Here is a 12479-nt window from a genome sequence, read left to right on the forward strand (position 1 = left end):
GAGCGGGGACGGACCCACTCTCATCGAAGGTGGCGAAACTCAGGTCAACGCCGACAGGTCGAAAGCCCCACGGCAAGCCGCGATCAGCCGCTCGACCTCGGGCCCCAGCGGACGGTCCTCGTCCACCGGCGGCACGACCCCCCGCACCCAGTCGTAAGCCGCGCCCAACCCAGGAACCCCGGCCGGCGCCAGGTACCGCGCCTGCGACCCGGCGATCAGCTCGCAAGCCGTGATCGCGAACAGGTGCGACGCGGCCGCCCGCAGCTGCTCCCCCGCCGCCCACGCGAACGCCTGCACGTCCTCCTGGCCCGCCGACGTGTCGATCGAACCGAGCGTCGCCGGGCTCGCGAGCCGACGCAGCGCGTGCAGCTCGCCCACCGCGCGCTTGTGCAGGGGCACCAGCCCCGCCCGCGGGCCCGGATCGGCCGTGAGCTGGGCCGGGAGCCCGCTGAACCGTTCGTCCAGCAACCGGTGCGTCCGCTGCACCGAGACCTCGCCGAGGTGCACCAGCGAGGCCGTCAGCGCGTCCATCCGCAACCCGAGGTCCACCGCGTGGTACGCCGTCCCCGGCACGAATTCGCCGTCGACGAACGAAGGCGAGTCGCCGGGCATCGTCCGCCAGCGCAGCGAAGTCTCGTGCAGTTCGGCAGCGACACGGCCCGCGTGCGCCAGTGCCCGCGGCGCGACCCGCACCGAAAGCGGCGCCTGCACCACGCCCGGCCGGAGCGGGCCGGAACCCACCCACGAAGTCAGGGAAACCAGCACAGAGCGCAAGTGGTCGTCGCCGCCCGCCATCACCGGCGAGAACACCTCGCGCGGTGCGCCGAGCACGTCGATCGCCATCGCCTCGGTCAGGGTCTGCAGGTCGATCAGCCGCTTCGCCTCGGTCCAGCCGCGCTCCGCGTGCATGACCGCGAGCGGCGACCCCTGAAGCAGCGACGCGCCTTCCTTGGGCCCCAGCGCGTACGGCCCGGCACCCCGCCGCGCGAGTGCCTCGGCGGCCGGGACTTCGACGCCGTCCTCGAGGACCGTGCCGATGCCGAGGAACGTCTGGAACGCGTGCGACAGCGGGATGATCTCGCCCGAACTGCCGAGGCCGGACCGCGGGACCGCGGGCGTGAACCCGTCGTTGAGGCGGTCCACCAGGAACCGCACCAGCTCCGGGCTCACCCCCGACCACGGCTGCAGGAAGTCGCGCAGCCGCACCAGAAGCAGCGCGCGGACGTCCGCCGGGGGAAGCCAGGGCGGTCCCCCGACCGCCCGGCCGATCAGCAGGTTGCGCTGGTGCTCGGCCTGCTGGTGCGCGTCGAGCGGGACGCCGGCGAGGCGGCCCATCCCCGTGTTGACGCCGTAGACGGGCTTTTCGCGGCTTTCGAGCGCTGTCAACAGCGCTTTGCGGCGCCGCGAAAGCGTCTCCACCAGCGGTTCGGCCAATTCCAGCCGTTCACCGTCGGCGAACTCGGTTCCGGTGACGATCATCGGTACGGCAGCATGGTGCCGACGCCGGAAGCCTCGGCACGGGCGAGGATCATGTTCGCCACCGCGACGTCCGTTGTGGACAGTCCGCGGTGCCAGAACAGGATCCGCTCGGCGTCGTGCTCGCGGCCCGGCTTCTTCCCGGCCACGACGTCGCCGATCTCGGCGTGGACCCCGTCCGCGGTGAGGAGGCCGGCGTTGAGCTGCGGGCGCAGGGCGCCGAACCGCGGGTTGCCGGACCGCGATTCGCGCCAGTCGTCGACGACGACCTTGTCGATGTCGTCGAGCAGCGTGAGCTCGAGCGCGCTGATCGTGCCGTAGGGCACCAGGAAGGTGCCCGGCCGGAGGAACTCGCGGCGCACCAGGGCTTCGGGTTCGACCAGCCGGGAGGCCTCGACCTGGATGTCCGCGCCGTCCAGGGTCTCCTCGGCCGTGGCGCAGACGCGGACGTCCTTGCCGAGCCGCTCGGAGAGCCGGCGGCCGAAGTCCTCGCGGGACTCCGGGCGCTTGCTGGTCACGCGGATTTCGGCGAAGTCGAACAGCGAGTCGAGGAGGACGACGTTCCACCAGGCGGTGCCGCGGGCACCGATGTGCCCGAGCACCCGGGCGTCCGGGCGCGCCAGGTACTTCGCGCCGACGGCGGTCATCGCGCCGGTGCGGGCCTCGGTGATCATCGTGCCGTCGACGATCGCCCGCGGCATGCCGGTTTCCGGGTCCAGCAGCAGGATCAACGCCATTTCCGAAGGGAGGCCCCGCTCGAAGTTCCCCACGAAGTCGCCGACGACCTTCACGCCACTGACCTGCTTCGCGGACAGGTGGCCGCGAAGGATGTTGAAGTGGCCCTTGCCGCCGTTGTCCGGCACGAGGTGCGTGCGCGGCTCGAAGACAACCTGACCACGCCCGTGGTCGGCGAGGACGTCCTCCACCGCGCCGACGATGTCCGCGTCCGTGACGCCGAGCGAGTCGATGTCGGCACCGGTCAGGTACCGGAGCCAGACGGACGTCACCGGGCGAGGTCCTCGATGACCTCGGCCCCGGGCAACGCGGCCAGCGCGGCACCGGAGATCAGCAGCTTGCTGCCGCGGATCCCGCTGCCGATGACGAGCTCGGGTGCGTCCGCGACGCGCTTGTCGATCAACACGGGCCACTCCGCGGGCAGGCCGACGGGCGTGATGCCGCCGTACTCCATGCCGGTCAGGGAGACGGCTTCGTCCATCGGCGCGAACGACGCCTTGCGGACGTCGAGGCGGCGCTTGATCACGCCGTTGACGTCGGCGCGGGTCGTCGCGAGCACGAGCGCGGCCGCGAAGCGGACTTCGCCGGCGCGCTTGCCGGCGACGACGACGCAGTTCGCGGACGCCTCGAGCGGCGAGCCGTACGCCTCGCAGAACGCGGCGGTGTCGGCGAGCGACGGGTCGATCTCCGCGACGCCGACGGCATCCGGTTCGCCGAGCGCGGCCAGCGCCTTGGCGACGGGCTCGGCGACGAGGTCGGTACGGGTGGGGGCGGGAACGACGGTGAGGCTCCCGGCAATGGTCCAGGTCACGACCCCACCCTAACCGTGCCGGTTGTCGCCGATCCGGCCACAGCCACGGCCGATGGCTTCGGCGGACCAGGCGCGCACCGCGCGAGGGCCGGCTGCTACCAGCTGGATCCGCCGCGCTGGACCTCGATCAGCTTCGGGCGCACGTCCACGATGTAGACCAGGACCGCGGCCATGGCCGGGACCCAGAAGATCATTCCGGGGCCCATGACGTCGAACAGCGCCATCGCGAGCGTCGCGCCACCGGTGATGAGCATCCAGATGGGCTTGGTCTTGCGGTCGGCGGCTGAATAAGCGTCGGCGCGCTGAAGCAGCGCGTGCACGAAGGCGAAGAGCCCGACCAGCGCGCTGCCCCAGTGGATGACGTTGACGATCCAGATGGCAACCAGCACAGCGACAGCTTACGGCAAACCGCCCGAACGACCCCGGCCCCGCCACCGGGTGCGGTGGCGGGGCCGGGCGTTCACGGCGTTTTTACTTGTCGGTCTTCGGCGCGGCCGGCTTCTTCGCGGCGGTCGCGGTGGTGGTCGTCCGGCGGGCCGCCGGGCTGGTCGTCTTCGGGGCCGTCTTGTTGGCGACCTTGCGGCTCGCCGAGCGGGCCTCGTGGGCGACGTCGTCGCCCAGCTCCTCGATGGCCTCGGCGGCGTCGCCGGCGACCTCGGTCACCTTGCGGGCGGTCTTCTCGCCGACCGAGCGGGTGCGCTTGGTGAAGGTGCCCAGCACGCCGTCGACGCGCTCGCGGACCTCGCTGGTGACGCCCTCGACCTGGCCCTGCGCGGTGGTCAGGGCCTCCTCGAGCTGCTCGATGGCCTTCTTGACCTGCGGCTGCGTCGCGAACTTGTCCCACGCCTGCTCGCCCGACTCGGCCAGCTTGTTGTACAGCTTGAGCGCGGCCTCGGTGTACTCGTCGATGACCTTGCGCAGCTCGGCCGGGTCCAGCTTCTCGCGGAGGCTCTCGACGTCGGTCGGCAGCTCCTGCAGGTTCTTGCGGGCGGTCTCGCTGCCCTTGGTCACGTTCTCGCGGGCCTTGGCCACGGCGTCGGTGACGGCCTGGCCGGCCAGGTTGCCGGCGCCGAGCGCGGCGAGCAGCGGGGTGCGGACCTGGTCGAGGGCGGTGGTGACGGCCTTCTTGACGTCTTCGGTCTTCGGGGCGGTCATGCTGACTCCTTGGTGTCTGCGGCTGGAGCGTTGTCAGGGGTGTCTGTGGTGGGAGAGGACTCGGCGGCCGGCCGTGCCGCGGCGTTCTCCCGGCGGAAGGACTCATAGACGTCGAGCAGGACCTGCTTCTGCCGTTCGGTCAGCTCGGCGTCGGCGCGAATCGCGTCGCCCACCGGACCACCCGTCGGCAGATCGAGGATCCCGGCCTGCACATACAGCGCTTCCGCCGAAATGCGCAGACCCTTGGCGATCTGCTGCAGGATCTCCGCGCTGGGCTTGCGCACCCCGCGCTCGATCTGGCTCAGGTACGGGTTGGACACGCCGGCGAGCTTCGACAGCTGGCGCAACGAAATCTTCGCGGTGTTGCGCTGCTGGCGGATGTACTCGCCGATGTCGGAAGCGATGTCCGCGACCTTCTCCATGGGGCTGCCGGATCCTGGCGTCCCACCGGTCTCCGTCATCCGGTCACCTCCTCGCGACCATTCCGACGGTACGCCGACGTGCTAGCTATTGCAAGCACTCTGCTTGCAACTATCGGGCGTGACGGTCCTCACCCGCTAACGTGGTCGCATGACGCGCTCGGCCCGGCTGCGGCGGCGCCTCGTCGAGCACCTTCTCGACGAGGACGTCCTGCACGCCCCGGAGTGGATCGCCGCGTTCCGCGCGGTTCCCCGCCACGTCTTCCTGCCGCGGTTCTTCGCGCCGGCGGGCGGGCTGTGGGCCGCGGTCGAACGCGGCGACCCGGGCTGGCTGGAGACCGTCTACTCCCGCGACGTCCTGGTCACGCAGCTGGACGACGACCCGGACCGCTGGGAGCTCGCCCGGCGCACCGGCCCGGTGCCGGGCACGCCGACGAGCTCGTCGAGCATGCCGTCGATCATGGCGATCATGCTGGAGGAGCTGCGCGTGCGCGACGGGCAGCGCGTGCTCGAGATCGGCACCGGCACCGGCTACAACGCGGCGCTGCTGAGCCACCGCTGCGGCGCCGGCCAGGTGTCCACAGTGGACATCGACCCGCTGCTCGTCGCCGGGGCGCGCGAGCGGCTGGCGCTGGCGGGCTACCGGCCGGCCTGCGCGGTGGGCGACGGCGCGCTCGGCTTCCCGGCCGGCACGGTGTTCGACCGCGTGCTCTGCACGGCTTCGGTGTCGTCGATCCCGCTCGCCTGGCTGGCGCAGACCGTGCCGGGCGGGCTGATCGTGACGACGCTGAACCGGCCGATCGGCGCCGGGCTCGTCCGGATCGTCGCCGGAGAGGACGGCACCGGCCAGGGCCGCGTCCTCGCGCGCGACGGCCGCTTCATGCCGCTTCGCGCACATCGGCTGCCGCAAGCGGATCCACTCCCGCGGCCGTCCCGCGACGACTGGACGCAGACGCGGCTGCCGATGTCGACGGTGCTCCAGCCGCGCAAGCAGTTCGAGTTCTTCGCCGGGCTGGCGCTGCCGGGCTCCCGGCCGGTCCGCGAAGGCGGCGACGAGGAGGCGCCGAGCGTGGCGCTGGTCCACCCGGACGGCTCGTGGGTCCGCCACCGCAAGCGCGCCGGCGCGGACGAAGTCGCCCAGGGCGGCCCGCGCGCGTTGTGGGAGATCGCGGAGGCGGCCTACGTCGAGTGGTGCGAGCTGGGCAAGCCGGACCGCGACCGCTTCGGGGTGACGGTGACCGAAGAGCGCCAGGAGTTCTGGCTCGACGCACCGGACGGCCGCACCTGGCCCCTGGGTTAGGGCAACCGGGCGCGGATCCACTTCTCGACGTGGTCGGCCGCCGCCTCCGGTGGGGCCTCCGTGGTGTCGAAGAGGTCGACGCCGAGCTCCGAAGCCGACTTCCGGAGCCAGTCGTTGAACTCCAGCATCTCCGCGATCCTCGGCTCGTCCCACTCGCGCCACGCCGGGCGCGCCCGCAGGCGGCGGGCCAGGGACTCGGGGCTGCTCACCAAGGCCAGGTAGTGGATCTCGCTGAAGAACGCGCGCTCCGGCAGCGGCTCGAACTCCGGGGGCACGACCGTGCCGCACAGCACGACCGGGCGGCCGTTCTGGTGCAGCATCGCCGCCATCCGCAGCCAGACCGCGCGGAACGCCGAGACGTCGTCGCGCAGGGCGCCCGTCCACAAGACGTCCTGCTCCAGCACGACGACTTCGCCGGCGAAGCGCGCCGCCAGCAGCGGGCCGAGCGTCGACTTGCCGGCGCCGCTCGGGCCCGTCAGGGCGAACAGCGGTAGCTTCCGGAACGGCCACCGGTGCCCGCACCGGCCGCAGGCGAGCTGCGCCCCGGAAGCGACCGGGCGGTCCGCCCGGTCGCCGCACGCCGGGCAGATCCGCAGGTCGAGACCCACCTCAGTCGAAGAGGTTCTCGAGGAAGCCGCGCTTGCGGTGGCCGTGCCCGTACGGCCTCGGCGAATCCGAGTACCCGCGGTGCGGCCGCGGCGAGTCCGCGTAGCCGCCGCGGTACGCCTTGGGCGAGTCCGGGTAGCCGCCGCGGTAGGGGCGCGGCGAGTCGGCGTGGCCCCGGTAGGGCGGCGGCTGGTGGCCGTAGAAGGAGCTCTCCGCACCGGCGATCGCTTCCAGCTCACCGCGGTCCAGGAAGATCCCGCGGCAGCCTTCGCACTGCTCGATGTGGACGCCGTTCTTGTCCACGGTCCGCATCTGATTTTGACACTTCGGACAAATCACACATGCGAGCCTACGCACAAATCGGTCAGCAGGCGCAGAGGCAGAACGGGTGCCCCACCGGATCGGCGTAGACGCGGAACGTCTCCGGGCCGTCGTCCAGCAGTTTCGCGCCCAGGCCGAGCACGCGCTCGTGCGCCGCTTCGAGGTCGGTGACGTTCAGGTCGAGGTGCAGCTGCTGCGGGCGGTCGGCGGACGGCCACGACGGCGGCCGGTAGTCGGGCACCCGCTGGAACGCGATCCCCGCGCCGCCCACGGGGTTGGCCAGGGTCACCCAGTGGCCGTCGTCGGCGACTTCGGGCGCGTCCCACTCCAGCACCGCCCGGTAGAAGCCGGCCAGCGCCACCGGGTCGGGGCAGTCGAGGGCCACCACACCCAGCGTCGGCACCGCACTCATCGTCGCTCCCTTCGATCGCGAGTAACCATCGAAGGGATTATGTGGGTTATCGCACGCGAGGGCAACCACCCGTCGCCGTACACTGGTTCGGTGCACACCGACGCCTCCCTCGTCGTGGAGTTCCTCAACACGGTCAACGTCGAAGAGGGCACTGACCTGCTCGAAGTCCCCGGGCAGTGGCGCGAGTGGGCGGCCGGGCGCGCGCTGAAGGCCAATCCGGCCGCCGAAGCCCGCGCGGCCCGGGACACCCTGCGCGCGGCGATCGGCGACCCGCGCCTGCCCCTCGGCACGATCGACATCGGCACGCGGATCTCCCTCACCGACGACGGTCCGGCGCTCGTCGCGGACGACGTCGTGGGCGCGGTGTTCGCGGCCTGCACCCGGCTCGTCGTCCGCGGCGACTGGATCCGGCTGAAGATCTGCCCCGCCGACACCTGCCTGTGGGCGTTCTACGACGAGTCGCGCAACCGGTCGCGCACGTGGTGCTCGATGCGGGTGTGCGGCAACCGCGAGAAGGCCCGCGGCTGGCGCGCTCGTGCCGCGGCGGGCTGACGGCCCTCATCCGAGCGGCGGACCCTCGAACAGCTGTGGACAACTCGGGGACAAGCCCCCACATATCCACGCCCCGGACGGCCCTACCCCCACACCTTGTGGACACCGATTAGGCCATCACGATGAAAACCTGTGGACAACCCCGGGGATAACTCAGCTTCCTGTGGACAACTGGGTTCGGACTCCCCCAGGTGTGGTATATGCCTCGGTCGTCAGAACAGCAGCTCCGCCACGGCGTAGATGACCAGGCCGGCCAGCGCGCCCACGACCGTGCCGTTGATGCGGATGAACTGCAGGTCGCGGCCCACCTGGAGTTCGATCTTGCGCGACGTCTCCTCGGCGTCCCAGCGCTCGACCGTGTCCGTGATGATCGTGGTGATCTCGCGCGAGTAGTTCTTCACCAGGTACGCCGCGGCGCCCTCGACCCAGCCGTCGGCCTTCGACCGCAGCTGGTCGTCGTCCACCAGGCGCGCCCCCAGCGACGTCAGGCCCAGGCGGACGCGGCGGCGCAGCTCGCTCGACGGGTCCTCCGCCGCCGTCAGCAGCATCTCCTTCGCCGTGCTCCACGCCGAGCCGATCAGGCGCTGGACCTCCTCGTGGTGCACGATCTGGCCCTTCACCTGCTCGGCGCGGGCCATCACGTCGGGGTCGGTCTGCAGGTCCTGGGCGAACTCGCCGAGGAACTTGTCCAGCGCCAGCCGCATCGGGTGGTTGACGTCGGTCTTGACCGCCCACGCGAACGACAGCACCTCGCCGTAGACCTTGTCCGCGAGCATCTCGTCGACGAACTTCGGCGACCAGCTCGGCGCCCGGTCGGACACCACGCGCAGCATCGTCGTGTGGTTGTCGCGCACCCACTCGTAGGCGCGGTCGCACATCAGGTCCACGAGCTTGTGGTGCGCGCCGTCGGCGAACACGCCCTGCAGGATCTTGCCCAGCGGCGGGCCCCACGGCTTGTCGATGATCCGCCGCGCGACCGCCTGCTCCATGATCGCCTGGACGTCCTCGTCGCGGAGCACGCGGACCGCCGCGCGGACCACCGTGGCCAGCTCCGACGTCACGCGCTCGGCGTTGTCCTCCTGCGCCAGCCACGCACCCAGGCGGCGCGCGATCTCGACGCGCTTGAGCTTGTCGCGCACGACCTCCTCGGAGAGGAAGTTCGACCCGACGAAGTCGCCGAGGCTGTTGCCCAGGGCGTCCTTCTTGTTCGGGATGATCGCCGTGTGCGGGATCTTCAGCCCGAGCGGGTGCCGGAACAGGGCCGTGACGGCGAACCAGTCGGCCAGGGCGCCGACCATGCCGGCCTCGGCCGCGGCGCGCACGTAGCCGACCCAGCCCGGCCAGCCCGCCGCCTGCGCCCAGCTGGTGAGCAGGAACACGAGCGTGGCGCCGAGCAGGAACGAGAGCGCGACGAGCTTCATCTTGCGCAGCGCACGGCGCTTTTCCGCTTCGCCGGCTGCGCCGCCCGGCGGGTCGGCGGGCGTCACCTTGGCGGGGGTCAGTTGCTCCACATCACCATTGTCCGTGAGGATGCTTGATCGTGCGCGAACCTGCTCTCGTCCCCCGCCTCCGGCCCTTCACCTCGACCATCTTCGCCGAGATGACGGCGCTGGCGGTCCGGCACGACGCCGTCAACCTCGGCCAGGGCTTCCCGGACACCGACGGGCCCGCCGGGATGCTCGACGCGGCCAAGAACGCGCTGTTCGGCGGCGCCAACCAGTACCCGCCGGGACCCGGGCGGCCGGAGCTGCGGGCCGCGATCGCGCGGCACCGGCGGCGGTACGGCACCGAGTACGACCCGGACACCGAGATCCTGGTCACCGCGGGCGCGACCGAGGCCATCACGGCAGCGTTGCTGGCGCTGACCGAGGCCGGCGACGAGGTCATCGTCATCGAGCCGTACTACGACTCCTACGCCGCCGCGGTCGCGATGGCGGGCGCCGAACGCCGGGTCGTCGGGCTGGTCGAAGGCCCGGACGGCCGGTTCGGCCTCGACGTCGACGGCCTGCGCGCCGCGGTCACCCCGCGGACCAGGGCGATCCTCGTCAACTCGCCGCACAACCCGACCGGCACGGTGTTCACGCGCGCCGAGCTGGAAGCGCTCGCCGCGCTGTGCGTCGAACACGACCTGATCGCGATCTGCGACGAGGTCTACGAGCACCTGGTGTTCGACGACGCCGAACACATTCCGCTGGTCACGCTGCCCGGCATGCGCGAGCGGACGGTCAGCATCTCCAGCGCCGGCAAGACGTTCAACTGCACCGGCTGGAAGATCGGCTGGGTCTGTTCGACGCCGGAGCTGGTCGCGGCCGTCAAGGCGGCGAAGCAGTTCATCACGTTCGTCTCCGGCGGGCCGCTGCAGCCGGCCGTCGCGCACGCGCTCGACCACGAACTGCCCTGGGTGGACGGACTGCGCGAGAGCCTGCAGGAGAAGCGCGACCGGCTCTCGGCCGGGCTCGCCGACGCCGGGTTCGCGGTGCGGCCGACGGCGGGCACCTACTTCGTCTGCGTCGACGTCCGGCCGCTGGGCTTCGCCGACGCCGCCGACCTGGCGTGGGAGCTGCCCGGACGGGTCGGTGTCGCGGCCGTGCCCGTCAAGGTGTTCACCGATCACCCGGACGAGTGGAAACACCTCCTGCGTTTCGCGTTCTGCAAACGCAACGACGTCATCGACGAAGCCATCACCCGTTTGCGCAAACTGGTCTGACGACCGCGGTCGGGGAATTTCGGACGCCCCGGGCCACTCCGGCCGGTTCCGGCACGCACCCGGTCCGACGCCGCGCACACAGCGGGTGACAGGTCCGGACGGGATGCGGTCCGCGCGCGTCCCACCCCTCGGACGCGGTTCGGACGACCGGCCGAAACGCGGCCACGCGCACGCACCGCCACCGATTCGGCACGCAACGCTATCCGCGCCGCGGAAACATCAGGTCAACGCCCGGAGGCGGGTTTTGCGCGACTCCTCCGAATGGCCGCAGCAAAGCACCCGAACGGCACTGAGAGTGATCAACTCGTCGGCCGCAGATACCTTGCCCGGTAGGGCCGTTCCGCCTTACGGGCTGGATCGAACGCGGGAGAGATGAAAGACTCCCGAGCGGTGCTAGAAAGAGTGCAGCCCCGGGGGAACTGCGACCTGGCCGGAGAAAGACCCCAGCAAGTACGGACTCGAGCGTCGATCGCACGGGTCTCAGGCGCGGACGGTGGTGGTGGCGGTGAGCAGCACGGCGGACACGCGCCGCAGCGCTCCCGCTCGGCCTGCGCTCACCGCGGGTGAGCCCCGTCCCGAAAGCGGCGGCCTCGCGCACGCGCGCGGGCACACGCCCCGCCCGTGGACGGCCGCGCTGCAGCGGCCCGCCGCCAAGATCCTCGTCGCCGGCGGCCTGACGCTCGCGGGCTGGCTGCTCACCGGCGCGCTGTCCGGCAGCACCGCGGCCGCCGCGGAGCACCGGTCCTGCCCCGAGGCACCCGCCGTTTCCACTGTGGACCAGGCCGCGCCGGACCACGCCGCGAAGGACCAGGTCGCGAAGCTCTTCGCACACGGCAAGCACCGCACCGCGCACCGTGAGGCCGTCGCCTGCGCGCGGCAGCCGGAAGCCGCGGACGAAACCGCGAAGCAGCCGGAAGACACCCAGGCCGCCGAGACCCCGCCGGAAACCGCGCCCGAGACCAAGATCGCCGCCAAGCAGCCGCAGGTCGAGTCCACGAAGGACACTCAGACCAGTGAAGCGCCGTCGGTCAAGACCACCCCGAAGGCGTCCGCGAACCTGCTCGGCGGGCTCGTCGGCGGCGTCGTCGACGTGGTCGGCGGGACGCTGAACACCGTCACGACCACCCTGCAGGGCACGCTGAACACCGTCGGCGCCCTCACGGACACGCTGTCCCACACCGTGCTCGCGCCGCTCACCCAGCCGCCCGCGAACAACCCCGGCGCGGCGCCGCTGCTCCCCATCGACGACATCCTGAACCCGATCTTCACCGGCGCTTCGAACTCGGGCGGCGTCACGGTGACCGTGCCCGGCGCGGTGACCGCGACCGTCACCCAGGTGGCCGCCCCGGTCGTCACCGAGAGCGCCGCCACCGAGGCCGCCGCGGCGACGACCCCGCAGACCACGCACGTCGCGGTGGTGCACCTGGTCGAGCGGCAGAACACGCTGCCGGCGCGGCCGGAGCAGCCGCGCGACTCCGGCGTCCACGCGCGCAACGGCGGCGGCGACAGCACCCCGGGCCTGCCCGGCGGCACCGGCGCCCCGAGCGCGCCGGCCCCCAGCGCCGCGCCCGGCCACGACGGCCCCGGCGGCGCCCGCCACCCGTTCGCCGTCCACACCGACGACGTGACCACCACCCAGCTGAAGCTCATCGGCACCAGCCGCGACCACGAGGTCGACGGCGCGGGCAGGGAAGCCGCCCTGCCGACCACCTCCCCCGACTGACCCGGACCGGGCAGCCGGGGAGAACTGCGTCCAAAACAAGATCAACTGGACGCCGCGCCCGCGTTCGCGGCGTGACGATTCCCCTGCTCCAGTACGCAATTCGTGACTCTTTCACGTCTGGTGACGCCGCAGCGCGTCCGTCGTACCCCAGGGGCGAAAACCATGCGAAACCACAGTCTTTCCGACCGGCCGACCGCGCCCGGCCGGGTCGGATCCCGGTCCCGGCGCCGCGCGGCCCCCCCCCCCCCCGGCCCCCCCCCCC

General features: G+C 71.9%; 14 protein-coding genes. 4 read left to right on the forward strand and 10 right to left on the reverse strand.

The window, feature by feature from the left end; all coding sequences use genetic code 11:
• Positions 1 to 39: 39 nt before the first annotated feature.
• The 6 genes from ACWEN0_RS33750 to ACWEN0_RS33775 all read right to left on the reverse strand — a co-directional run bounded on the left by ACWEN0_RS33750 (position 40) and on the right by ACWEN0_RS33775 (position 4599).
• The gene (locus ACWEN0_RS33750; RefSeq protein ID WP_451982886.1) at positions 40 to 1479 is read right to left on the reverse strand and encodes an aromatic amino acid lyase; all 1440 of its coding nucleotides are present in this window, start codon (positions 1477 to 1479) and stop codon (positions 40 to 42) included.
• Positions 1476 to 2483: an ornithine cyclodeaminase family protein gene (locus tag ACWEN0_RS33755; protein WP_451982889.1), complete on the reverse strand. Its 1008-nt coding sequence runs from the start codon at positions 2481 to 2483 to the stop codon at positions 1476 to 1478. The genes ACWEN0_RS33750 and ACWEN0_RS33755 overlap by 4 nt, the downstream gene beginning before the upstream one ends.
• Entirely contained in the window at positions 2480 to 3022 is a 543-nt protein-coding gene (locus ACWEN0_RS33760; protein WP_451982892.1) for a YbaK/EbsC family protein, read from the reverse strand. The genes ACWEN0_RS33755 and ACWEN0_RS33760 overlap by 4 nt, the downstream gene beginning before the upstream one ends.
• Before the next feature lie 95 nt (positions 3023 to 3117).
• Positions 3118 to 3411: a DUF2516 family protein gene (locus ACWEN0_RS33765; protein ID WP_451982895.1), complete on the reverse strand. Its 294-nt coding sequence runs from the start codon at positions 3409 to 3411 to the stop codon at positions 3118 to 3120.
• 82 nt (positions 3412 to 3493) lie between these two features.
• On the reverse strand, positions 3494 to 4177 hold the full coding sequence (locus tag ACWEN0_RS33770) for a hypothetical protein (RefSeq protein WP_451982898.1): 684 nt from the start codon (positions 4175 to 4177) through the stop codon (positions 3494 to 3496).
• Complete coding sequence (locus ACWEN0_RS33775) at positions 4174 to 4599, reverse strand: helix-turn-helix domain-containing protein (RefSeq protein WP_451982951.1); 426 nt, start codon at positions 4597 to 4599, stop codon at positions 4174 to 4176. Before ACWEN0_RS33775 ends, ACWEN0_RS33770 begins: the two co-directional genes overlap by 4 nt.
• Before the next feature lie 148 nt (positions 4600 to 4747).
• Between ACWEN0_RS33775 and ACWEN0_RS33780 the strand changes: the two genes are divergently transcribed.
• Positions 4748 to 5896, forward strand: a complete 1149-nt coding sequence (locus ACWEN0_RS33780) for a methyltransferase domain-containing protein (RefSeq protein ID WP_451982901.1) — start codon at positions 4748 to 4750, stop codon at positions 5894 to 5896.
• On the opposite strand, the gene ACWEN0_RS33785 is transcribed toward ACWEN0_RS33780, so the two are convergent.
• From ACWEN0_RS33785 to ACWEN0_RS33795, 3 genes are read right to left on the reverse strand one after another with little or no spacing between them, the layout of a single operon-like run.
• Complete coding sequence (locus ACWEN0_RS33785; RefSeq protein ID WP_451982904.1) at positions 5893 to 6504, reverse strand: AAA family ATPase; 612 nt, start codon at positions 6502 to 6504, stop codon at positions 5893 to 5895. The genes ACWEN0_RS33780 and ACWEN0_RS33785 overlap by 4 nt on opposite strands.
• Position 6505: 1 nt before the next feature.
• On the reverse strand, positions 6506 to 6859 hold the full coding sequence (locus tag ACWEN0_RS33790; protein WP_451982907.1) for a TFIIB-type zinc ribbon-containing protein: 354 nt from the start codon (positions 6857 to 6859) through the stop codon (positions 6506 to 6508).
• A gap of 7 nt (positions 6860 to 6866) precedes the next feature.
• Positions 6867 to 7235, reverse strand: coding sequence for a VOC family protein (locus ACWEN0_RS33795; RefSeq protein WP_451982910.1), 369 nt, complete (start codon positions 7233 to 7235; stop codon positions 6867 to 6869).
• 90 nt (positions 7236 to 7325) lie between these two features.
• Between ACWEN0_RS33795 and ACWEN0_RS33800 the strand changes: the two genes are divergently transcribed.
• A complete protein-coding gene (locus ACWEN0_RS33800) occupies positions 7326 to 7787 on the forward strand; it encodes a CGNR zinc finger domain-containing protein (RefSeq protein ID WP_451982913.1) in 462 nt (153 codons plus the stop codon).
• A 212-nt stretch (positions 7788 to 7999) separates the two neighbouring features.
• Here the strand turns inward: ACWEN0_RS33800 and ACWEN0_RS33805 are convergent, their stop codons facing one another.
• Complete coding sequence (locus tag ACWEN0_RS33805) at positions 8000 to 9298, reverse strand: DUF445 domain-containing protein (RefSeq protein WP_451982916.1); 1299 nt, start codon at positions 9296 to 9298, stop codon at positions 8000 to 8002.
• Between the two features lie 29 nt (positions 9299 to 9327).
• Here ACWEN0_RS33805 and ACWEN0_RS33810 point away from each other — a divergent pair, with 29 nt between their 5' ends.
• Both ACWEN0_RS33810 and ACWEN0_RS33815 read left to right on the forward strand, forming a co-directional pair.
• Positions 9328 to 10494 (forward strand): pyridoxal phosphate-dependent aminotransferase, encoded by a 1167-nt coding sequence (locus ACWEN0_RS33810; RefSeq protein ID WP_451982918.1) that lies wholly within the window; start codon positions 9328 to 9330, stop codon positions 10492 to 10494.
• Between the two features lie 505 nt (positions 10495 to 10999).
• Entirely contained in the window at positions 11000 to 12217 is a 1218-nt protein-coding gene (locus ACWEN0_RS33815) for a hypothetical protein (RefSeq protein WP_451982921.1), read from the forward strand.
• Positions 12218 to 12479: the final 262 nt, after the last annotated feature.

It is taken from the genome of Amycolatopsis sp. NPDC004378 (genome assembly GCF_053602455.1).